We start from the raw sequence: 20,912 nt of genomic DNA, 5'->3' as shown, positions 1-20,912 counted from the left end.
AAGGCGGCGTTCACTTCCAGTGATGGATTTTCACGCCGCCCGCAGCCACACCGCCGTGTCGTGGAAGGCGGCGCCGCCGGCCGGTGGGATCGGTTCCGGCGAGGTCAGGCTGTTGATGCCGATGCCCTCGACGAAGGCGGTGTTCGGCCAGATGCCCTCGACGATCACCACCCCGCGCGGCACCCCGGCGAAGGGCTTGGCGTGCACCACCACGCTGCCCTGGAGGTTGCCGAGCCGCACCGGCGCGCCCTCGGCGAGAGCCAGCCCGGCGGCATCCTCCGGGTGGATCAGCGCGGTCGGGCGGCCTTCCCGGCGCTGGGAGGTCACCGTCTCGCCGAAGCTGGTGTTGAGGAACTGGCGGGCCGGGGCGGTGACGAGGCGGAAGGGGTGCTCGTCGTCGGCCTCGCGGCCGGGCGGCATGTGGTCGGGCAACTCCGGCATCCCGCCATAGGGGCCGAGCGCCGCCCAGTCCGGCGCGAAGCGGAACCTGCCGTCGGGGAAGGCGAAGCCGTTGAGGAAATGCGAGGTCTCGAAATCGGGCTGGGCGTCGATCCAGCGGTTTTCGGTCAGCGTCGCCGCGTCGCCAAGGCCGGAGGTCCTCAGCATCGCGTCGATGATCTCCAGCGCGCTCATGCCGAAGCCGGGATGCTCGGCCCCGACCCGGCGAGCGATCTCCGAGATCACCCAATGGTTCTCGCGCGCCTCGTGCTGGGGCTCGATCACCTTGCGGCCGATGACGATGTGCATCTGGCCGCCGCCGCGGTAGATGTCGTCATGCTCCAGGAAGGTGGTGGCGGGGATGACCAGATCGGCGAGTTGCGCCGTGTCGGTCATGAACTGCTCGTGCACCGCGACGAACAGATCCTCGCGCAGGAAGCCCTGGCGGACACGGTTGGAATCCGGGCAGATCGCCGCCGGGTTGGTGTTCTGGATCAGCATCGCCGTCACCGGCGGGCCGCTGGTCAGGTCGCGCGGGTCGCCGGTCAGCACCGCGCCGGTGCGCGACTGGTCGAAGGCGCGGATGTGCTTGTCGACCCGGTCCAGCCCCTCTGACAACGTCCTGTCGAGGTTGTATATGCCCGACGAGCAGTAGAGCCCGCCGCCGCCCTTGTGCTGCCAGGAGCCGGTGACGATGGGCAGGCAGGACACCGCGTGCATCTGCGCCGCGCCGTTGTGGGTGCGGCTGACTCCGTAGCCGATGCGCAGGTAGCTGCGCGGGGTCGAACCGTAGAGGCGGGCGAAGTCCTCGATCTCGGCGACGCCGAGGCCGGTGATGGCCGAGGCCCATTCCGGCGTGCGGCTGGCGAGATGCGCCTCGAAGCGCTCGGGCTCGGCGGTCAGGCGGGCGAGGTAGGCGCGGTCGGCGAAGCCCTCGCGGAACAGCACATGCATCACCGCGCAGGCCAGCGCCCCGTCGGTGCCCGGCCGCAGCATCAGGTGCAGGTCCGACACCTCGGCGGTGCCGGTGCGGTAGGGGTCGATGGTGACCAGCTTGGCGCCGCGCCCCTTGCGGGCGCGGCTGACGTGGGTCATCACGTTGACCTGGGTGGCGACCGGGTTGCCGCCCCAGTTGACGATCAGGTCGCTCTCGGCCATCTCGCGCGGGTCGGCGCCGCGGATGTCGCCGTAGCCGGCCAGCCAGCCCATGTTGGCCGGCGTGTCGCAGACGGTGCTGATCTGGCGGGAATAGCCCTTGGCGTGGCGCAGGCGCTGGATGGCGCCGCGCTGCACCAGCCCCATGGTGCCGGCGTAGTAGAGCGGCCAGACGGACTCGGCGCCCAGGCTGCGCTCGGCGGTCAGGAAGGACTCGGCGATGCGGTCGAGCGCCTCGTCCCAGCCGATTTCCTTCCACTGGCCGGAGCCCTTGGGGCCGTTGCGCAGCAGCGGGGTCTTCAGCCGGTCGGGGGAATGCACGCGCTCGGCGTAGCGGCTGACCTTCGCGCAGATCACCCCGGCCGTGTAGCTGTTGTCGGCGGCGCCCCGGACCTTGCCGATGCGGTCGGGGGCCAGCCGCTCGACCTCCAGGGCGCAGGTGCTCGGGCAATCGTGCGGGCAGGCGGTGGGCAGATACTGGGCCGGCAAGGCGGGCACTCCGGGCTGGCATGGCGGCAGGAAAGCCGGAGTGTAGAGCGCGCCGTCGGAACGCGACAACCATCAAAAGAGAAAGGCACCAAGTCCGGACCGGGAGGACTTGGTGCCTTTCTCACTCAAAAACCGCTTGCCGACTGTGGCTTTACATGAAGCCGAGCAGACGCGGGAACCACAGGGTGATCGCCGGGATGTAGGTGATCATGCCCAGGAAGATCAGCATCGTCAGCAGCCACGGCCAGACGGCCACGGTCAGTTCGGTGATGCCCATCTTGGTGATGCCCGAGGCGACGTAGAGGTTCAGGCCGACCGGCGGGTGGCACATGCCGACTTCCATGTTCACGATGATCAGGATGCCGAAATGCACCGGGTCGATGCCCAGCTTCATGGCGACCGGGAACAGGATCGGCGCCATGATGAGGACGATCGAGGACGGCTCCATGAAGTTGCCGGCCGCCAGCAGGATGATGTTCACCACCAGCAGGAAGACCCACACGCCCATGTTCTGGTCGAGGATCCAGGCCGCCATGTTCTGCGGGATCTGCTCCGACGTCATCAGGAACGAGAACAGCACGGCGTTGGTGATGATGTAGAGCAGCATCGCCGACATGCTGGCGCTGTCCAGCAGCACCTTCGGCACGCGGCTCAGCGGCATGTCCTTGTAGATGAAGACCGCCACGATGAAGGCGTAGACCGCCGCCATCGCCGCCGCCTCGGTCGGCGTGAAGACGCCGCTGTAGATGCCGCCCATCACCACGACGATCAGCAGCAGGCCCCAGAAGCTCTCGCGCAGCGCCTTGATCCGTTCGCCGGCGCTGGCCTTGGGCAGGCGCGGGTAGCCGAACTTGCGGGCGCGGTACCAGGTGGTGAAGCCGAGAAGGGTGGCCAGCATGATGCCCGGCACGACGCCGGCGATGAACATCTGACCGATCGAGGCGGCCTGCGGGTGGCCGGTGGTGGCGACGCAGTACATCACCATCACGATCGACGGCGGGATCAGGATGCCCAGCGCGCCCGAGGTGGTGACGATGCCGGCGCCGAAGTTGCGCGGGAAGCCCTGCGCCACCATCGCCGGCAGGATGATCGAGCCGATGGCGACCACGGTCGCCGGGCTGGAGCCCGACACCGCCGCGAACAGCGCGCAGGCCATGACGCCGGCCAGCCCGAGGCCGCCGTGCCAGTGCCCGACCATCGAGGTGGCGAAGTTGATCATGCGGCGGGCGACGCCGCCATGGGTCAGGAAATTGCCGGCCAGGATGAAGAACGGGATCGCCATGATCTCGAACTTCTCGATGCCGGTGAACAGCTTCAGCGCGACCGCGTCGATGGGAACGTCGGTCATGAAGAACAGGAAGGACAGCACCGTCAGGCCGAGCGAGATGGAGATCGGCATGCCGGTGAGCATGAGGGCGAGCAGAAGCCCGAAGATGATGGCGGCGTTCATGCCGGGCCTCCTTCCTTGGCGGCTTCGACCGGGTCGATGCCGTCGACCTGGGCATGGTCGTGGTGGGGCAGTTCACCGGTGCGGACGAAATTCCAGGCGACCTGGAGGAAGCGGAAGCACATCAGGTAGGACCCAAGCGGGACCGCCAGATAGACGATCCACATCGGCATTTCCAGATCGGCCGAAACCTGCTCGGTCTGTGCGATGTGGTAGACGAAGCGCGCCCCCAGCGACCCGACGACGCCGGTGAACAGCGCCCCGGCCCCCAGCCCGAACAGAACGAACTTGGCCCGCAGGTCGGGCCGCATCCGGTTGATGACGACGTCGACGCCGACGTGGATGCCGGTGCGCACGCCATAGGCGGCGCCGAACTTGGCCATCCAGACGAACATGTAGATGCAGATTTCCTGCGCCCAGGCGAGATTCCAGTGCAGGACATAGTCCTGGATCACCGGCACGCCGGACAGGTAGCGGTGGACGACGGCCGCGAAGATGACGAGCGTCGCCGCCGCCATGAGGAAGGCGATCAGCGCCTCCTCGAGACGGTCGAGCAGTCGTAGGAGCATGAAGGGGAAACTCCCGGTCGGCGGGGTGTTTTTGGGCTGGAAGCTTTGCCCTCTCCCGTCCCGGGAGAGGGAGGGGACCCACGCCGCAGGCGTGGGGAGGGTGAGGGGCTATCGGGCGTGCGGCTTGAATCCATGCTCCGATAGCCCCTCCTCACCCTTCCCGCTTTCAGCGGGCCCCTTCCCTCTCCCGGGGCGGGAGAGGGAGGTATCGGCGGAACGACCCGTCCGCTTACATCTTGAAGCCGGCGGCGGCGGCTTCCTTGTAGATCGACTCGATCAGGTCCTTGCCAACGCGGGACTCGGCGTCCTTGTGGACCGGCATCAGAGCCTTGACCCAGGCGGCGCGCTCTTCCTTGGTCTGCTCGTGGAACTGGGTCTTGCCCGACGCCTTCATCTGCGCCATCGAGACGTCGTTCTCGTTCTGGGCGATGTCGTTGGCGTAGGCGGTGGCTTCCTTCATCGCGCCGTCCAGCGCGGTGCGGATGTCGGCCGGCAGCCCGTCCCAGAACTTCTTGTTCACGATGACCGCGTAGCCGAGATAGCCGTGGTCGGTCAGCGTCGCGTGCTTCTGCACCTCGTGCATCTTCTGGGTGTACATGTTGGACGGCGGGTTCTCGGTGCCGTCGACGACGCCGGTCTGCAACGCCTGGTACACCTCGGAGAAGGCCATGACCTGCGGCAGGGCGCTCAGCGCGCGCATCTGGGCGTCCAGCACCTTGGAGGACTGGATGCGCATCTTCTGGCCCTTCATGTCCTCCGGCTTGATGAGCGGCTTGTTGGCGCTCATGATCTTGAAGCCGTTGTCCCAATAGGCCAGCCCGGTGATGCCCTTCGACTCCAGCTTCGAGAAGAGCTGCTTGCCGATCGGACCCTCGGTCACGCGGCGCAGGACCTCCTTGTTCGGGAAGATGTAGGGCAGGTCGAAGACCTCGAATTCCTTGGCGCCCAGCGGGCCGAACTTGGCGAGCGACGGGGCCAGCATCTGCACGGCGCCGAGCTGGAGGGCCTCGAGCTCCTCCTTGTCCTTGTAGAGCTGGCTGTTGGGATAGACCTCGATCTTCACCTTGCCGGCGGTGGCCTTCTCGGCCAGCTCCTTGAACTTCTCCGCGCCCTTGCCCTTGGGGGTGTCGGGGGCGACGACGTGGCTGAACTTGATGAGGATCTGGTCCTGCGCCAGGGCGACCGGAGCCGACATCAGGCAGCCGACCGCGGCCGCGCAGAGCAGTTTGACGAGTTTCATCGGGTGCGTCCCTTCCTTTGAAATTTTCCGTAGGACCGAATGTTCGGTCCCGGACTTATTGGCTATTCTTCAATACTCCCTCCGTCGGGGCTATTGTGGATATCCGCAGCCTGTCTCATCCACCTCCGGTTCCGCCGCCCGTGCCCAGCCCCGCCGCCCCGCCGCCGCCGCTCTTCGGACCGCGTTCCCTGCATGGGGCGCCGCACGTCATGCCGATCGTCGCCATGGCGCTGGTCGTGGTGCTTCTGGGTGCTTTCCTCTGGCTTCTTCACCGGAGCGAGCGCGACGAGGAGGCCCTGGCGCTCATCAAGGACGCCCTGTGGGTCGAGCAGAACCTCCACTTCCAGTTGACGTCCGACGAGGACAAGCTGGAGCGGCTGGCCGACGCCCTGAACCGTGAACAGCCCGATCTGCGTCAATTCGCCGCCATGGCGCGGATGGTCGTGAACACCAACCCGGCCATCGAGCGCCTCCTGTGGCTCGACGCCGACGGGCGCACCCGCATGGCCGAGCCACCGTCGGGCGGCGGGATGGCGGTGCCGGATGGGGAGCCGGGGCCGTCGCCGCGCGACGACGCCTTCCGGATCGCCCGCGCGTCGGGGTTGCGCGCCTACAGCGCGACCTACCGCATCGATCCAAGCGACACCGGATTCGACGCGGTCTTCCCGCTCCACCGCGACGGGGTGTTCGCCGGGGCGCTGGTCGGCGTCTTCTCCTTCGAGGCGATGCTGACCCATCATGTCCCCTGGTGGTTCGCCCAGCGCTACCAGTTGGAGGTCATCGACGCGCGGGGGACGGTGCTCGGGGCGAAGTCGCGGATGGCGGTGCCGGGAACGATGACGGGGGCGGCGCCCGATCCGGCGCGCAGCCACGTCATCCCCTTCGACCCGCCGGGGCACGGCGTGGCGCTGGTGGCCACCGCCTATCCCACCGACTCCAACGGCACCCGGACGATCCTGGTGGTGGCGATCTTCGGCCTGACCGGATCGGCGCTGTGGAGCCTGTGGTCGCTGCGCCGCCACATCGCCGGCCGGCTGCGGGCGGAGGAGGCGCTGCGCGCCGAGCACGCCTTCCGCAAGGCGATGGAGGACAGCCTGACGGTGGGCATGCGCGCCCGCGACCTCGACGGCCGCATCACCTACGTCAACCCGGCCTTCTGCCGGATGGTCGGGCTGAGCGCCGAGGAGATGGTCGACCATGGTCCGCCGATGCCCTACTGGCTGCCCGAGGATCTCGACCGCGCCGAGGCCGCCTTCCACGACGTGCTGGCGGGCCGCGCGCCGGAAAGCGGGCTGGAGATGCGCTTCCAGCGCGCCAACGGCGAGCGCTTCGACGCGCTGATCTACGAGGCGCCGCTGATCGACGCCAACGGGCGGCACACCGGCTGGATGGGTTCGGTGCTCGACATCACCGAGCGCAAGCGGTCGGAGGAGCTGGCGCGCCAGCAGCAGGAGCGGTTGCAGCAGACCTCCCGCCTGATCACCATGGGCGAGATGGCGTCCACCCTGGCGCACGAGCTGAACCAGCCGCTGTCGGCCATCGCCAGCTACTGCACCGGCTGCCTGAACCGCCTGCGCTCGGGCCGGTTCGACACGCAGGAGGTGGCGGCGGCGCTCGACAAGCTGGCGGCCCAGGCGCGGCGCGCCGGGTTGATCGTGCGCCGGGTCCATGACTTCGTGCGCAAGAGCGAGCCGAACGTCGCCCCCTGCTCGCTGCCGCAAGTGCTGGAGGATTGCGTCGGTCTGATGGGGGCCGACGCCGCCCGGCTCGGCGTGCGGGTGGAGCTGGACGCGCCGGCCGACCTGCCGCCGGTGCCGGGGGACCGCATCCTGTTGCAGCAGGTGGTGCTGAACCTGATGCGCAACGGCATCGAGGCGATGGCCAGGACACCGCGCGCCGGGCGCCGGCTGTCGGTCACCGTCACCCGCGCCGAGGGCGCGCTGCTGACCGCCATCCGCGACCATGGCTGCGGCATCGCCCCGGAGATCGCCGAGGGGCTGTTTTCCCCCTTCTTCACCACGAAGAGCGAGGGTATGGGAATGGGCCTGAACATCTGCCGCTCCATCGTCGAGCACCACCGCGGACGCCTGTGGTTCGAGGCGGCGCCCGGCGGCGGCACCCGGTTCCTGTTCTCCCTTCCCCTGTGTTCCGAATCCTCTTCCTAAGTCCCTGGAGGCCGCCGAATGACCACCCTGCACATCGTCGACGACGACGAGGCGATTCGCGACGCGCTCGGCTGGCTGTTCCAGTCGCGCAGCGTTCCGGTGGCGGGGTGGGCGTCGGCGCGGGAGTTCCTCGATGCCTGGACGGCGGAGACGGCGGGGTGCCTGCTGCTCGACATCCGGATGGAGGGGATGAGCGGGCTGGAGCTGTTCGACCGGCTGCGCGCCCAGGGCTGCCGCTTGCCGGTGATCTTCCTGACCGGCCATGGCGACGTGCCGAGCGCGGTCAGCGCCCTGAAGAAGGGAGCCCGCGACTTCGTCGAGAAGCCCTTCAACGACAACGACCTGGTCGACCGCGTGATCGAGGCGCTGGCCTTCGACGCCGAGCAGCGCGCGCGCGAGGCCGGGCAGGCCGGAGTCGCCGCGCGGATCGCCAGCCTGACCCAGCGCGAGCGGCAGGTGATGGAACTGGTGGTCGCCGGCCGGCTGAACAAAGTGATCGCCGACGAGCTGGGCATCAGCATGCGCACGGTGGAAGTTCACCGCTCGCACGTGTTCGAAAAAATGCGGGTGAAGACGGCGGTCGAGTTGACCCGCCTGCTGACCAGCGCCGGTTGAGACATATTGTTGTCATGGACATGTTGGGAAATGCCGCTGGGCGGCGCGTGGATGATTGCCCGGTGCGGGGACGGTCCTAGTGTTTTTCCCCTATTTCCGCGAATAGTTTGGTGCGCCGGGCCATGGTTCGCTACACAGGTCATATGTATTCTGGCGGGAGCCTCGGCCGTTGCGTTTGCCTTCCTCCTTTCCGGCGCTTGGACTGGCGGCTGCGGCGCCGCTGCTGCTGTTCGCCGCGGCGATGGCGTGGCTGCTCGACGTCCGGCACCAGGCGGAACTCGAGGACGACCTGCGGGGGCTGGCCCAGTCACTGTCGTTGAGCGTGGACCGCGAGCTGGCGAGCCAACTCCGGCCGTTGGAGCTGCTGGCGGCCCTTGGACAGTCCGACGTCGAGAATGTTCCCAGCCTTTACGCCGCGGCGACCGCAGCCGCCCACAGCCAGGGCGGCTGGCTGGCGATGGGGCTGGTCGACGCCGACAGCAACCGCTTCGTCTTCCACACCCTATACCCGCTGGGGGTCCAGCCGCTGCCGCCGCCCCGGCTCGATCCGATCACGCGCAAGGTGATCGAGAGCGGCCGTTCGGTGATCGGCGGGGTTCTGCCGCCCGGCGGGCCGCCCGGCCGCCCGGCCCTGGTCCTGCGCGCGCCGATCTTCGACGAGGAGCGCGTGCGCTACGTGCTCTCGCTGTCGGTCGGGCTGGAAGGGCTGGCCGGCGTGCTCAAGACCCGTGCGGTTCCGTCGGACTGGACGATCGGCATCGTCGATCCGTCGATGCTGATCGCCGCCCGGTCGCGCGACGCCGCCGCGCATCTCGGCCAGCGCATCCCGCCCTCGCTGGAGGCCCGGCTGTCGTCGGGCAGCGACGAGGGGCTGTTCGTCACCAGGACCCTGGACGGCGACGACGTGTACACCGTCTTCCATCGGTCGCCGGACACGCAGTGGACGGTCGTGCTCGGCATGCCCGCCGGCCAGGTGAACGAACGGCTGGCGTCGACGCGGCTGGCGGTGGTCGGGGGCGGGACCGCCGCCTGCGCCGCCACGCTGGCGCTGGCGCTGGTGGTGTCGCGCTCCTTCCGCCGCCGCCGCAAGGCCGAGCAGGAGGTGCGCCGCGCCCGCGAGGCCTTCCTGATCGAGCAGCGCCGCCGGCTGGAGGCCGAGAAGGACCACGCCGAGGCGGCCAACCGGGCCAAGAGCGAGTTCCTCGCCAACATGAGCCACGAGCTGCGCACCCCGCTGAACGCCATCATCGGCTTCACCGAGGCGCTGCTGTCCGGAATCTTCGGCCCGGCGTCGCCCAAGCACGCCGAGTACATCCGGGCGATCCACCAGTCGGGCCGCCATCTCCTCGACCTCGTCAACGAACTGCTGGACATGGCGAAGATCGAGGCCGGGCGGCTGGAGCTGTTCCCGGCACGAATCGCGCTGGGCGAACTGTTGGCCGACTGCCTGGGGCTGGTGGAGGCGCTGTCGGCGCGCAAGGGCGTGGCGGTGACCGCCGGCACCATCGATCCGGCCCTGATGGTGGTGGTCGACGGGGTGCGGCTGCGTCAGGCGGTGCTGAACATCCTGTCCAACGCCATCAAGTTCACCCCGGCCGGCGGCGCCGTGCGGATCGAGGCGGCGGCGGGGGCCGAGGGCAAGGGGGCGGTCATTGTCATCGCCGACACCGGCATCGGCATGACGGCGGTGGAACTGACCATAGCCATGGAGCCGTTCCGGCAGGTCAACAATTACCTGACCAAGTCGGAATCGGGAACCGGGCTGGGACTGCCGCTGGCCAAGCGCTTCGTCGAGGCGCATGGCGGCACGCTGAATGTGGACAGCGCCTCCGGCGTCGGCACGACGGTGACGATCACGCTGCCCTGAGGGGGAGGAGGGGGGGCGGCGCGTCAGCGCCGGCGCGGCGGCTTGCCGGGCAAATTGGCGCGTTGCAGCTTGGCGCCCGCCATGTCGGCGCCGTCCATGTCGGCGCTTTCCAGGTTGGCCTCCGCCAGATTGGCCTGCACCAGACAGGTCCCGACCATCAACGCGCGTCGCAGGTCCGCACCCATCAGGTTGGCGGCCCAGGAGCGGCCGGTCGGCCGGCCCGAGGGATCCTTGATCTCCGCCGGGCCGAGCCGCACCCGCGTCAGGTCGGCGCCGTTCAGCACGGCGTAGCTGAGGTTGGCGCCGGACAGGTCGGCGCCCATCAGGTTGGCGCCCTCCAGGTTGGCGCCGGACAGATCGGTCATGATCAGCCGGGCGCCGGTCAGCGCCGCCGCCGACAGGTCGGCGCCCCGCATCGACGCGGCGCTGAGATTGACGTTGCGCAGGTCGGCGCGGCGCAGGTCGGCGCCATCGAGGTCGGCGCGCCGCCCGCGCTGGCCGAAGCTGTCGATCCAGCGCTCGTGGTCGAAGATGGCGTGCTGGATCTCCGACCCCACGCTGTCGATGGGGCGGGTCATCTGCGCCGTGCCCATGTCGGCCTGCGACAGGTCGCAGTCGGCCATCCGGGTGCCGACCAGATCGGCGTTGTCGAAGCGGGTGCCGTCCAGCGAGGCGCCGGACAGGTTGGCGCCGTTCAGCCGCACGCCGGTCAGGTTGGCGCCGTTCAGCGTCGCGCCCGACAGGTCGGCGTTCTGAAGGATCGAGCCGGAGAGGTCGGCGTCGGACAGGTTGGCGCCGCGCAGCACGGCGCCGGTCAGGTCGGTCGGGATGCCGCCGGTGGCCGTCGTCTCGTTCTGTAGGCGGGCGAGGGCGGCCTTGTGGATCAGACGCGTCCCTTCGGCGTCCTGCACGTCGGGGCCGGAGCCGCGCCTTGCGGTGCCGCCCGGCTCCAGCGTGCCGCTGCGCAGGTCGGCGCCCTTGAGGTTGGCGTTGGAGAAATCCGCCGCGCGCAACCGGGCGCCGCGCAGGTCGGTCTGCATCAGGTTGGCGCGGCTGATGTCGGCGTCGCGCAGGTCGACCCCGAACAGGTCGGCGCCGGCCAGATTGGTGCCGTTCAGCCGCCCGCGCGCCAGCTTGGCCCCGACCAGCCGGGCGCCGCGCAGATCGCGCTGCGACAGGTCGGCGCCCTCCAGGTCGGCCATGGCGAGGTTGGCACGGACGCCGCCCGGCTGGCCCTTGATCCAGCGGGCATGGCGGTCCAGCACCTCGGCCAGTTGATCGGGCCGGAAGAAGGACACGGAGGACATGGTGGGTATGGTGGCCGTGGGCACGGGAAGTCGACGCCACGTGATGGTTTCACTGCGACAATCATGCGTCGTGATTCCTTACCGAAGGCTGAATGATTCTCCATTCGCGCGTCCTCTTTCGGAGAGGCGGGTCCGTCGCCGCCCGCCACTCCGTTTCGGTGCGCCGAAGCTCCGCTGACGCTTCGTTCGCAGGCATGGGGAGGGGCTGGCGCGGCGCGGGCGGGCGTTTCCGTCGGGACGCCAGCGCGACTCGGTTGCGACTCGGCGGTGGCCCCGACGGGCGAATCGATGGCCATGCCGGATTTGTTACAGACCGGCAACGAAGGGGCGGGGGCTGGGCTGTTGCGCGCAATGTCATGGAAATCCACGGACTTCAAGCTTTTTGGCAGTTCTTAACCATTGGTCCCTTGACACAAAGAGTTACCGTCAGCCTAAAAGTGTCCCACCCTTCGGGGTATTGCGCCGCAGCGCGAATCCGGCGGGGGCCGGAACAGGGGACACGAGGAAGCATGATCAAGGACGCGGACGTCTTGTCCGAAACGACGGCACGCCCGGACGATTCCATGGGCCACCCGACCGCCGGCCCGCTTGGCCGCCGCCATCTGCTGCGCGGCGGTCTCGGTCTGGCTGCCGCCGCCATGCTGGCGCCGGTCGAGGCGGAGGCGGCGCTGCGCGCTCCCCCGCGCCAGCTCTCGCTGATCAATCTGCACACCGGCGAACGCATCCGCGCCGAATATTGGGCCAAGGGCCGTTACCTGCGCGACGGCATGCGTGAGATCAACCGGCTGCTGCGCGACCATCGCACCGGGGCTGTCCACGCCATCGACCCGAAGCTGCTGGACCTCGTCCACGCGCTCGGCCGCAAGATCGGCAACCGCGGGCCGATCCAGATCGTGTCGGCCTACCGCTCGCCGGAAACCAACGCGATGCTGCGCGAGGCCGACGGATCGGGCGTCGCCCAGAACAGCTACCACATGCAGGGCAAGGCCATCGACCTGCGGGTTCCCGGCCTCGGTCTCCGCCAGTTGCAGCGCGCGGCGCTGAGCCTGCGTGCCGGCGGGGTCGGCTATTACCCCGACAGCAACTTCATCCACGTCGACGTCGGGCCGCTTCGCCACTGGTGACGGTCCGTTTCAGCCCCCCGCCTGTCCAAGAGCCCGCCATGCCCCGCGCCTGGCGGGCTCTTTGCATTCCTCACCCCATAAACGAAAGTAGGGGTGGGCTGGACGGTCCGCGGCTTATACCGTTCCCGATGCGAACGATCGCCGCCACAAGCGGCGAGCCGATCCCCTGGGTGTGGCGCGGGGTGCGCTTCGGAGGCCGGGTTGCTGTGGTATGCCCGCATGGCCCGCCGCGTGTGTTCCGTCACTGCGCGGAAGCGGGAATTGTCAAGGACAGGCTCGTGCTTTCCCTTGTGACGAAAAGTTTCAGTGTAATCCTATGCGCTTTCCGTGAAATACCCCACAAGCATGATTGCCATGCAATTTGCGGATTTGTGCTGTTCTGACAGCCCCATCTAATTGAGCGTATCGTCAGAGTGGAGTTTCATGGGGCTGTGCATCTGTCCTATGAGACTTGTTATAACCAAGAGGAAACGTCCATGAAGCGTCGCTCCTTTCTGACTTCGGCGGGCGTCGGCGTCGCGGCCAGCACGCTCGCGGCTCCGGCCATCGCGCAGTCGCAGCCCGAAATCCGCTGGCGTCTCGCCTCCAGCTTCCCCAAGAGCCTGGACACCATCTATGGCGGCGCCGACACCATCGCCCATCGCGTCGCGGCGGCGACCGACGGCAAGTTCCAGATCCGCCCCTTCGCGTCGGGCGAGCTCGTTCCCGGCCTCCAGGTGCTCGACGCCGTGCAGAACGGCACGGTCGAGTGCGGCCACACCGCCAGCTATTATTACGTCGGCAAGGATCCGACCTTCACCTTCGACGCCACGGTTCCCTTCGGTCTGAACGCCCGCCAGCAGAACGCCTGGATCTACAATGGCGGCGGCATGGCTCTGCTGCGCGAGTTCTTCCAGGGTTACGGCGTGGTGAATTTCCCGGCGGGCAACACCGGCGTCCAGATGGGCGGCTGGTTCCGCAAGGAGATCAAGACCGTCGAGGATCTGAAGGGCCTGAAGTTCCGCATCGGCGGCTTTGCCGGGCAGGTGCTCGCCAAGCTCGGAACCGTGCCGCAGCAGATCGCCGGCGGCGACATCTACCCGTCTCTGGAAAAGGGCACCATCGACGCGGCGGAGTGGATCGGTCCCTACGACGACGAGAAGCTCGGCTTCAACAAGGTCGCCAAGTATTACTACTATCCGGGCTGGTGGGAAGGCGGGCTCAACGTCTCACTCTACGTCAACCAGCAGCAGTGGGAACAGCTTCCGAAGACCTACCAGGCGATCCTGGAGGCGGCCTGCTTCGAGGCCAACCTGACCATGAACGCCAAGTATGACGCGGAGAACCCGGCCGCCCTGCGCCGTCTGGTCGCCGGCGGCGCGCAGTTGAGGCCGTTCCCGCGCGAGGTCATGGAGGCCTGCTACAAGGCGGCCTTCGAGCTGTACGACGAGACCGCCAAGAGCAACCCGAAATTCGCCAAGATCTTCGAGCCGTGGAAGAAGTTCCGCGAGGAGGAGTATCTCTGGTTCCGCGTCGGCGAAAGCTCCTTCGACAACTTCGTCTTCACGGCCGGGGCCAAGCGCGGCTGAGCGGACGCGCCCGGACGGGCACCGCAAGGGCCCCGGCGGTTCACCCGCCGGGGCCTTTTTCCTTACGCCGGCACCGCTGTCGCGGCGGCGCGGGCGGGCACCAGCAGATTGGCGACCATCGTCTGCACGATCTCATCCGCCTGGTTCAGCGTGACGGTGCGGATGCGGGCGATGCCGCGCTCCGGCCGCTTGGCCGACCGCCGCAACTCGACGATTTCGCTTTCCACGCGCAGCCGGTCGCCGGGGCGGGTCGGCTTCGGCCACGCGATGCTGTCCACCCCCACGCCGATGTAGCCGCCGGCCAGTTCGGTGTCGCTGCCGACGATCATCCGCATGGTCAGGCTTGCCGTGTGCCAGCCGCTGGCCGCGAGCCCGCCGAACAGCGTGTCCTTGGCGGCCTCCGCGTCGAGATGGAAGGGCTGGGGGTCGAAGCGGGCGGCGAATCCGACGATCTCGTCCTCGGTGACGGTCAGCGGTCCGCCGCTGAAGCGGTCGCCCACCGTCAGGTCTTCGAAATAGCGCATCCCCGGTTCCTTTCCTCGCGGTCGGCGTCTATGATTGAGACCGGTCTGTCTCTTTCCTCATGGTAGAGACAGGTCTGTATCATTGTCAATCCGACGAATCGCGCCCTCGATCCAACGGTGCGACGGCGCGGGGGAGGGTTGGAATGAACGCGGTGGCTCAGACACGCAGGACGACGGCACGGGAACGGATTCTCGACACGGCGGCGGAACTGTTCTACCGCGAGGGGATCCGGGCCGTCGGGGTCGACACCATCATCGCCCGCTCCGGCGTCGCCAAGATGAGCCTCTACCGCAATTTCGCGTCCAAGGAGGATCTGGTCCGCGCCTATCTGGAGCGCAACGCGGCGCTTCACCGGGACTGGTGGGACCGGGTCGTCGCCCGCCACCCCGGCGATCCCGTGGCGCAGTTGAAGGCGCTGTTCGTCTCGCTCGGCCATTGGATCGAGCATCCGCAGTTCCGTGGCTGCCCCTTCACCAACGCGGCGTCGGAACTGCGCGACCCGGACAACCCGGCGCGCGGGGTGGCGCTGGCGCAGAAACGCGCGGTGCGCGACCGGCTGCGCGCCCTGGCGGCGGCGGCGGGAGCGGTGGACCCCGACCGGCTGGCCGGGCATCTCCAGGTGCTGATGGAGGGGGCCTATTCGGCCGGGCAGACATTGGGGCCGGACGGCGACTCCGGCATGGTGGCCTCGGCGGCGGCAGTCCTGATCGATGCCGCCTGCGCGCGCATGGCCTGACGGACGCCCGGCTTCGTTCGGTGCTCAACGCGGCCCGGACGGCCATGCACAAACGCCGCAGGGAATGCCTGCGGCGTGACCGGAACGGAATGGCGGCGTCGCTTACTCGGCGGCGTCGATGCGCGGGCGGACCTGGAACTGGCCGTCGCCACGGTAGTCCTGGAGGCGCGTGGCGCGCAGGCCCCGCATGCCGTGGCTGTCGATCAGCCGCTGCCAGGACAGGAACTCCTCCACCGACAGGGTGTAGCGGCGGCAGGCCTCCTCAAGGCTTATCAGGCCCGAACGGACACCGGCCACGACCTCGGCCTTGCGACGCATGACCCAGCGCTTGGTGTCAGGCGGCGGAAGATCGTTCTCGGTCATGGGGCGCCCTTCCGGGCCGATGACCGCTGTGCCAGCGGCTAAATCCTCGCTGGTTTCATACTCGATAAGTGCCATGCGCGGACGCTCCGACCCAGACTGTGCATTCCACGATTTCGGGGTACTTTAGGCGCCGGCACTTAACAAATACCTAAACGAAAGGGTTAATGAGTCCGCGCGGGGTAGAAGCTTACCCGGACGGGGTGGATAATGTCCGGCCTCAGTAGACGGTGGTGAGGCTCGACAGCGGGATTTCCTGCGAGTTGATGGTCAGCACGGTTTCGCCGTCCTTGCCCGATCCGATGCCGCCGACGGTGCCGAAGGTGTAGGTGGTCGCCTTGATCGTCGTGTCCTTCTGCTCCGCCACCGGGGCGATGTTCAGCCGGTAGATGCCGGGCTGCACCGCCTTGCCGTTGTCGTCCTTGAAGTCCCAATTGACGGCGTGCTTGGTGCCGGCCGTCGTCTCACCCGGCATCGAGCGGACGATTCGCCCTTGCGAATCAAGGATATCGACACGAACCGACTTGGCGGCGGTCGCCAGCTCGTAGCCCAGCGGCGCGGTGGTCATGCCGTCCGTGTACTGGAAGCGGTCGCCCTCGTAGGCGACGGTGCGGCCGAGATAGGCGAGGTTGGTCGAGGCGGTGCCGGCGCCCTGGAGCTTTACCAGCTTGTCCAGGCGGCTGTTGGTGCCGATGTTCTGCTCGACGTTGGCGAACTCGACCAGCTGCTTGGTCATGTCGTTCGTGTCCATCGGCTTCAGCGGATCCTGGTTCTTCATCTGCGTCGTCAGCATGGTCAGGAAGGTCTCGAAATTGTCGCCGAGACCTTTCGTGGCGCTGGCCGTCTTGTCCTCGTCGGTCAGGTTGGTGTTCTTGGTGACGGTCTTCGAGCCGGTGGACTTGGTGCCCGCGTAGGTGCCGTACTGGTTCAGCGCCGCATCGGAGGTGCCGGTGGTGGTGGTCATGGCGGTTGTCCTTCAGGCTCGGTGGCCGTCGTTCGGCCGAATGGAAAGGCGGGGTGCGGGGGCTCGGGCGTGGATGGCTCAGGCGTGGATATCCAGGCGGCCGTTGCCGACCGTCACGGTGTAGGCGGCGGTCCCCGCCTCCGCCACCTCCTCGTCGCCTCCGCCGAAGCCGCGGCCGCGCTTGCCCGAGCCGCCCTTGGCGTTGCCCTGGAACGGGTTGCCCTCGCCGCGCAGGCTGAAGTTCAGGCTGTTCGAATCGGCTTGCAGGCCGGCGTCCTGAAGGGCGCGCTCCAGGCCGCGGCTGTCGCGTTGCAGCAGTTCCAGCGTCTGGGCCTTCTCCACCGCGACCATCGCGTTGACGCGCCCGTCGGCCCCGATGTCCAGCTTGATGTCGATCCGTCCCAACTCGGCCGGGTGCAGGTTGATGGTGAACTGGTCGACGTCGCTGGCGACGTTCTTCTTGATGTGCACGGCGACCTGATCGGGCACGCCCATCGGCAGGCCGGCGGTGCCGCGCGACGGCCGCAGCACCGCCGCCGCCTGGGCCGGATCGACCGAGGCGGCGGCGCGCGGAGCCTCCATCGCGGCGATCGCCGCGTGGGCGTGCGACCCGCCGGTCTGCTGGGCCGCGCCGGAGTCGGCGATGGCGGACGGAGCGCCGGCGGCGGCGAGAGCGCCGACGGCCTGGCTGTCGGCCGTGCTCTTCAGCGATTCCAGAACGGGCGCGGCGGGCGTCGGGGCCTGGGCAATGTTGGGCTGGGGCTGCGGCTGGCCGTTGTTCTGGCTTCCCGATTCGGTGCCCGGCTGACGCGCGCCGCCCTTTTCGCCCATCTTCGCCTTCGCGGCGGCGATCATGTCGGCGAAGCTGGCGGGGAGCGCGGCGTCCTCGTCGGTCGGCAGCGCCTCGACGGATTGGCCGGCGTCGGACGCGAGCTCGACGGGTGGCAGGCCGTCGGCCGTCGGCGCCGCATCCGTGGCGGCCTTGCCGTCGGCGGCCTGCCCGGTTGTCCCATCCATGGCCTTGTTGGCGGCCTGTCCGGCACCCTGCGTCGCCGCCTGCCGGGCCTGGGCGAGCTGCGCCGCGAGCTGCGCGGCCGGGTCGGCCTGGGGCTGGGCCGCGGCGCCAGCGGCGGCGTCTCCGTCGACGGTGGGCGTTGCGGCGGTGGCGGCCTCCGGCGCCGGACCCTGCGTGGCGACGCCGGTCAGTTGCAGGCTCGCCAGCAGGGTGTCGCTGGCGGTCGGCGTCACGACCTCGACCACCGTTTCGGTGACGGTCACCGTCACGTCGACAACCATGGTCTGGTCACCGATGTCCCGGTCGCCGGCGGTCTGGTTGCCGTCGGCCAGGACATCGGTGCCGTCCGCCTCTGACGCGCCGTCCGTCCCGCCGGTGGCGTCGTCGTCGTCGGTGGCCGTCCCGGCGGCCTTGTCCGGCGCGGCGGTGTCCTTGGCGATCTTCGCCGTGTCCTTGGCGGCCGGCTTGTCGGTCCTGGCCGCCGTGGTCTTGCGCGCCGGCTCGTCCGCCTTGGCGGGGGCCGCGTCCTTCGCCGCCTCGCGGGCGGGCGGGGTGGTCTCGGCGCGCGCGACGGTCTGCGGCTCCGGCCGCTCCGGCTGGCGCGGGGGAGGGGGGGCGTCGAGGCGCGGCCGTTCGGCGCGGATCGGCGCCTTGCGCTGCGCCTCGGCCCTGGCGTCGCGGGCCTCGCGGGCGGCGTCCTTCGCCGCGTCCTTGGCGGCCGCGTCGGCCTGGTCGCGTTTGCGGGCGATGGAGTCGCTCAGCATGCGGTCCATCATCTTGGAGAACATGTCGTCCTTGGTGCCGGTCCCCTGGGCCTGGGGCTGGGAAAGGCCGTCGAACAGGGAGGACGCTGCGATGTTCGATTGGATTTCCATGGGACGGTTCCTCAAGACGGCGGGGCGCGTCGGGAACAATGCAACTGCCGGGCCAACCGCCGGGCGGCCTTCGTGTGCGGGATCGGCCGTCCCGTCCGGCCGCGGGCCCTCCCGATGCGGCAGTTCCCGCCGGAGGGCGGCAAAAACCGCCGGGTCGTCCCGGCCTTTCTTGCCGCGCCGCGTCGGGCGCGAGCTTTCCGCAAAAGAAAAGGCCGCTCCGGGTGGAGCGGCCCCATGCGTTGGATGTGGCGGTCCGGACTGGCGGTTCCGGGGTCAGAGCCGGGTGTTGAGCGCCGAGGCGGTGCGCGGCCCGCTGGGTTGCGGGCTGTGCCCCCGCCCGCCGCCCATATGCGCGGCGTAGGCGGAAACCGGCGCCTTCTGGGCCCGGCTGACGGCGGCGACGACGGTGTCGACCACGATCTTCTGGGCCTGCCCGCCGACGCGCAGGGCCTCGGCGTTGTCGGCCGTGGCGGCGTAGAGCTTGCCGGTGGCCTCCCTCAGCGCCAGCTTCAGCTCCGCCGGCAGCCCCATCACCCCCTCGCGGTCGACGCGCAGGAGGCGGGAGATCTCCTCGTAGACCAGCGACATCGGCTGCTTGTCCTTGGCGAGCCGGGCCAGTTCGGCGGCCGGGCGGCGGGCGCGGACGGCGGCGGCCTCGCGCTCCAGCAGGGCGGCGAGCCGGTCCATCAGCTCGACCAGCGCGGTGGCGCGTTCGAGGGCGTTTTTCGGCAGGTTGGAGGGCGCGGCCTTGGCCGGCTGCGGGAAGCGGACGTCGACCTTATCCATGGCTGGCCTCCTGGGCGCGAAGAAGTTCCTGGTAGACTTGGCTGGCGATGCCGAGACCGCCGCGCTGGGTGACCTGCTTGCTGAACTGCTCGATCAGCATCGGGCGGAACATCTCCTCGCCCCGCCCGCCGCCGAAGGTTTCGTCGGTTTCGATGCCTTCGAACATGTGGCCCATCATCTGGGACACGAAGACGTTCTCGAATTCGTTGGCGGACTTGCGGATCTGGGCAAGCTTTGCCGGGTCGACCCTGGCCTCGAGGTCGGAAATCTTTGCCTGGGTGCGGACGCCGTAGCCCTCGGCCTTCGCCCGTTCGATCAGCGTCGGCAGGCGCGGGGCTGGCGTCGGGGGAAGGGCGGGGCTCAGGTCCATCAGATCACCTCGATCTCGGCTTGCAGGGCTCCGGCGGCCTTGATCGACTGGAGGATGGCGATCATGTCCCGCGGGCCTACCCCCAGAGCATTCAAGGATTGTACCAACTCCTGCAACGTCACCCCGGAATTCATCACGGCGAGGCGGTTGTTGGACTGGTCGTCGACCTGGATGTCGGTGCGCGGCACCACCGCGGTCTGGCCCTGGCTGAAGGGGCTGGGCTGGCTGACCTGCGGCGTCTCGGTGATGCGGATGGTCAGGTTGCCCTGGGCGATGGCGACGGTGGAGATGCGGACGTTCTCGCCCATCACGATGACGCCGGACTTCTCGTCCACCACCACGCGGGCCACCTGATCGGGGGTGACGCGAAGCTGCTCGATCTCGGTGATCAGGCCGACGATGTCGCCGCGCCTCACCTCCGGCACCGTCAGCAGGACCGAGGACGGGTCGGTCGCCTGGGCGCGGTTGCCGCGAAGCTGGATGTTGATGGCCGTCGCCACCCGCTGGGCGGTGGTGAAGTCGGGGTTGCGCAAGCTGAGGCGCAGAACCGGCAGCTCGGCCAGCGAGAACTGGATCTCGCGCTCGACGATGGCGCCGGCGGAGATGCGGCCGGCGGTCGGCACGCCGCGCGTCACGCTGGCGCCCTGGCCCTGGGCGGAAAAGCCCGACACGGCGATCGGCCCCTGCGCCACGGCGTAGACCTCGCCGTCGGCGCCCATCAGCGGGGTGACCAGCAGGGTGCCGCCCAGCAGGCTCTTGCTGTCGCCCATCGCCGAGACGGTGACGTCGATGCGCGTGCCCTGCGCCGCGTAGGCCTGGAGCGTGGCCGTCACCATCACCGCCGCCACGTTCTTCGTGCGCAGGTTGGTGCCGCGGGTGTTGACGCCCATCCGTTCCAGCATGCCGACCAGGCTCTGTTCGGTGAAGGGCGAGTTGTTCAGGCTGTCGCCCGTGCCGTTCAGCCCGACCACGAGGCCGTAGCCGATCAGCATGTTGTCGCGAACGCCTTCGACATCGACGACGTCCTTGATGCGCGCCGAGGCGGCCTCGGCCGGCCCCGCCGGCAGCGCCGCGGCCAGGGCGAGCACGAGGCCGGCCACGAGGCCGGAGAGCGTGACGGCACGGCGCAGAAAGGCGAGGGCGGTGGACAGCATGACGCGGGCACTCCTGAACGGGCACCCCGTCCCCATACAAACCCCATGCCAAAGACCCGGTTCGGCGCGGATGGCGGCTTGTCCTGAAGAATCGCCGGGAAATGGCGCCTTCTGGTCACGCCGGCGCGGCAATTTTTGCCCGA

The 20,912-nt window shown here is 68.9% G+C and carries 17 protein-coding genes and 1 pseudogene; 6 read left to right on the top strand and 12 right to left on the bottom strand.

The window, feature by feature from the left end; translation table 11 throughout:
- Nucleotides 1-30: 30 nt before the first annotated feature.
- The 4 genes from JN22_RS28425 to JN22_RS28410 all read right to left on the bottom strand — a co-directional run bounded on the left by JN22_RS28425 (nucleotide 31) and on the right by JN22_RS28410 (nucleotide 5,338).
- On the bottom strand, nucleotides 31-2,082 hold the full coding sequence (locus JN22_RS28425; RefSeq protein WP_085557074.1) for a molybdopterin-dependent oxidoreductase: 2,052 nt from the start codon (nucleotides 2,080-2,082) through the stop codon (nucleotides 31-33).
- A gap of 151 nt (nucleotides 2,083-2,233) precedes the next feature.
- On the bottom strand, nucleotides 2,234-3,532 hold the full coding sequence (locus tag JN22_RS28420) for a TRAP transporter large permease (RefSeq protein WP_085557073.1): 1,299 nt from the start codon (nucleotides 3,530-3,532) through the stop codon (nucleotides 2,234-2,236).
- Nucleotides 3,529-4,098 (bottom strand): TRAP transporter small permease, encoded by a 570-nt coding sequence (locus JN22_RS28415; RefSeq protein ID WP_085557072.1) that lies wholly within the window; start codon nucleotides 4,096-4,098, stop codon nucleotides 3,529-3,531. The genes JN22_RS28420 and JN22_RS28415 overlap by 4 nt, the downstream gene beginning before the upstream one ends.
- A gap of 229 nt (nucleotides 4,099-4,327) precedes the next feature.
- Nucleotides 4,328-5,338 carry a TRAP transporter substrate-binding protein gene (locus JN22_RS28410; RefSeq protein WP_085557071.1) on the bottom strand — a complete coding sequence of 337 codons (1,011 nt, stop codon included), beginning with the start codon at nucleotides 5,336-5,338 and terminating at the stop codon, nucleotides 4,328-4,330.
- A 209-nt stretch (nucleotides 5,339-5,547) separates the two neighbouring features.
- Between JN22_RS28410 and JN22_RS28405 the strand changes: the two genes are divergently transcribed.
- The 3 genes from JN22_RS28405 to JN22_RS28395 all read left to right on the top strand — a co-directional run bounded on the left by JN22_RS28405 (nucleotide 5,548) and on the right by JN22_RS28395 (nucleotide 9,985).
- Nucleotides 5,548-7,503, top strand: coding sequence for an ATP-binding protein (locus tag JN22_RS28405; protein WP_085557070.1), 1,956 nt, complete (start codon nucleotides 5,548-5,550; stop codon nucleotides 7,501-7,503).
- 18 nt (nucleotides 7,504-7,521) lie between these two features.
- The gene (locus JN22_RS28400) at nucleotides 7,522-8,118 is read left to right on the top strand and encodes a response regulator transcription factor (RefSeq protein ID WP_085557069.1); all 597 of its coding nucleotides are present in this window, start codon (nucleotides 7,522-7,524) and stop codon (nucleotides 8,116-8,118) included.
- 169 nt (nucleotides 8,119-8,287) lie between these two features.
- Complete coding sequence (locus JN22_RS28395) at nucleotides 8,288-9,985, top strand: sensor histidine kinase (protein WP_223677924.1); 1,698 nt, start codon at nucleotides 8,288-8,290, stop codon at nucleotides 9,983-9,985.
- A gap of 23 nt (nucleotides 9,986-10,008) precedes the next feature.
- Here the strand turns inward: JN22_RS28395 and JN22_RS28390 are convergent, their stop codons facing one another.
- A complete protein-coding gene (locus JN22_RS28390) occupies nucleotides 10,009-11,292 on the bottom strand; it encodes a pentapeptide repeat-containing protein (protein ID WP_085557068.1) in 1,284 nt (427 codons plus the stop codon).
- Nucleotides 11,293-11,801: 509 nt separating this feature from the next.
- On the opposite strand from JN22_RS28390, the gene JN22_RS28385 reads away from it, so the two are divergent.
- Together JN22_RS28385 and JN22_RS28380 are read left to right on the top strand one after the other, a co-directional pair.
- A complete protein-coding gene (locus JN22_RS28385; RefSeq protein ID WP_085557067.1) occupies nucleotides 11,802-12,416 on the top strand; it encodes a DUF882 domain-containing protein in 615 nt (204 codons plus the stop codon).
- A 476-nt stretch (nucleotides 12,417-12,892) separates the two neighbouring features.
- Nucleotides 12,893-13,984: a TRAP transporter substrate-binding protein gene (locus tag JN22_RS28380; protein ID WP_085557066.1), complete on the top strand. Its 1,092-nt coding sequence runs from the start codon at nucleotides 12,893-12,895 to the stop codon at nucleotides 13,982-13,984.
- A gap of 62 nt (nucleotides 13,985-14,046) precedes the next feature.
- Here JN22_RS28380 and JN22_RS28375 read toward each other — a convergent pair.
- Nucleotides 14,047-14,511: pseudogene (locus JN22_RS28375) on the bottom strand (MaoC family dehydratase); the annotation flags it as partial.
- A gap of 140 nt (nucleotides 14,512-14,651) precedes the next feature.
- On the opposite strand from JN22_RS28375, the gene JN22_RS35060 reads away from it, so the two are divergent.
- Nucleotides 14,652-15,245 carry a TetR/AcrR family transcriptional regulator gene (locus JN22_RS35060; protein WP_085557064.1) on the top strand — a complete coding sequence of 198 codons (594 nt, stop codon included), beginning with the start codon at nucleotides 14,652-14,654 and terminating at the stop codon, nucleotides 15,243-15,245.
- A gap of 102 nt (nucleotides 15,246-15,347) precedes the next feature.
- On the opposite strand, the gene sciP is transcribed toward JN22_RS35060, so the two are convergent.
- The 6 genes from sciP to JN22_RS28340 all read right to left on the bottom strand — a co-directional run bounded on the left by sciP (nucleotide 15,348) and on the right by JN22_RS28340 (nucleotide 20,769).
- A complete protein-coding gene (gene sciP / locus JN22_RS28365; protein ID WP_449658113.1) occupies nucleotides 15,348-15,608 on the bottom strand; it encodes a CtrA inhibitor SciP in 261 nt (86 codons plus the stop codon).
- A 217-nt stretch (nucleotides 15,609-15,825) separates the two neighbouring features.
- On the bottom strand, nucleotides 15,826-16,569 hold the full coding sequence (locus tag JN22_RS28360; protein ID WP_085557062.1) for a flagellar hook assembly protein FlgD: 744 nt from the start codon (nucleotides 16,567-16,569) through the stop codon (nucleotides 15,826-15,828).
- Nucleotides 16,570-16,647: 78 nt separating this feature from the next.
- Nucleotides 16,648-18,459 carry a flagellar hook-length control protein FliK gene (locus tag JN22_RS28355; RefSeq protein ID WP_085557061.1) on the bottom strand — a complete coding sequence of 604 codons (1,812 nt, stop codon included), beginning with the start codon at nucleotides 18,457-18,459 and terminating at the stop codon, nucleotides 16,648-16,650.
- Nucleotides 18,460-18,732: 273 nt separating this feature from the next.
- The gene (locus JN22_RS28350) at nucleotides 18,733-19,245 is read right to left on the bottom strand and encodes a flagellar basal-body protein (protein WP_085557060.1); all 513 of its coding nucleotides are present in this window, start codon (nucleotides 19,243-19,245) and stop codon (nucleotides 18,733-18,735) included.
- Complete coding sequence (locus tag JN22_RS28345) at nucleotides 19,238-19,615, bottom strand: rod-binding protein (RefSeq protein WP_085557059.1); 378 nt, start codon at nucleotides 19,613-19,615, stop codon at nucleotides 19,238-19,240. The genes JN22_RS28350 and JN22_RS28345 overlap by 8 nt, the downstream gene beginning before the upstream one ends.
- A complete protein-coding gene (locus JN22_RS28340) occupies nucleotides 19,615-20,769 on the bottom strand; it encodes a flagellar basal body P-ring protein FlgI (protein ID WP_085557058.1) in 1,155 nt (384 codons plus the stop codon). Before JN22_RS28340 ends, JN22_RS28345 begins: the two co-directional genes overlap by 1 nt.
- Between the last annotated feature and the right edge of the window lie 143 nt (nucleotides 20,770-20,912).

Origin of the sequence: Azospirillum agricola (genome assembly GCF_020005195.1) — a bacterium.
In the GTDB taxonomy this organism is placed as follows: domain Bacteria; phylum Pseudomonadota; class Alphaproteobacteria; order Azospirillales; family Azospirillaceae; genus Azospirillum; species Azospirillum agricola.
The sequence above is the reverse complement of the archived record's forward strand: the minus strand, read 5'-3'. Positions and strand labels throughout refer to the sequence as shown.

Coding starts and splice junctions, on each gene's coding strand:
- JN22_RS28415 (WP_085557072.1), bottom strand. CDS start 4,098: ATGCTCCTACGACTGCTCGACCGTCTCGAGGAGGCGCTGATCGCCTTC.
- JN22_RS28360 (WP_085557062.1), bottom strand. CDS start 16,569: ATGACCACCACCACCGGCACCTCCGATGCGGCGCTGAACCAGTACGGC.
- JN22_RS28355 (WP_085557061.1), bottom strand. CDS start 18,459: ATGGAAATCCAATCGAACATCGCAGCGTCCTCCCTGTTCGACGGCCTT.
- JN22_RS28405 (WP_085557070.1), top strand. CDS start 5,548: ATGCCGATCGTCGCCATGGCGCTGGTCGTGGTGCTTCTGGGTGCTTTC.
- JN22_RS28340 (WP_085557058.1), bottom strand. CDS start 20,769: ATGCTGTCCACCGCCCTCGCCTTTCTGCGCCGTGCCGTCACGCTCTCC.
- JN22_RS28385 (WP_085557067.1), top strand. CDS start 11,802: ATGATCAAGGACGCGGACGTCTTGTCCGAAACGACGGCACGCCCGGAC.
- JN22_RS35060 (WP_085557064.1), top strand. CDS start 14,652: ATGAACGCGGTGGCTCAGACACGCAGGACGACGGCACGGGAACGGATT.
- JN22_RS28390 (WP_085557068.1), bottom strand. CDS start 11,292: ATGTCCTCCGTGTCCTTCTTCCGGCCCGATCAACTGGCCGAGGTGCTG.
- JN22_RS28410 (WP_085557071.1), bottom strand. CDS start 5,338: ATGAAACTCGTCAAACTGCTCTGCGCGGCCGCGGTCGGCTGCCTGATG.
- JN22_RS28345 (WP_085557059.1), bottom strand. CDS start 19,615: ATGGACCTGAGCCCCGCCCTTCCCCCGACGCCAGCCCCGCGCCTGCCG.
- JN22_RS28400 (WP_085557069.1), top strand. CDS start 7,522: ATGACCACCCTGCACATCGTCGACGACGACGAGGCGATTCGCGACGCG.
- JN22_RS28350 (WP_085557060.1), bottom strand. CDS start 19,245: ATGGATAAGGTCGACGTCCGCTTCCCGCAGCCGGCCAAGGCCGCGCCC.
- sciP (WP_449658113.1), bottom strand. CDS start 15,608: ATGACCGAGAACGATCTTCCGCCGCCTGACACCAAGCGCTGGGTCATG.
- JN22_RS28380 (WP_085557066.1), top strand. CDS start 12,893: ATGAAGCGTCGCTCCTTTCTGACTTCGGCGGGCGTCGGCGTCGCGGCC.
- JN22_RS28420 (WP_085557073.1), bottom strand. CDS start 3,532: ATGAACGCCGCCATCATCTTCGGGCTTCTGCTCGCCCTCATGCTCACC.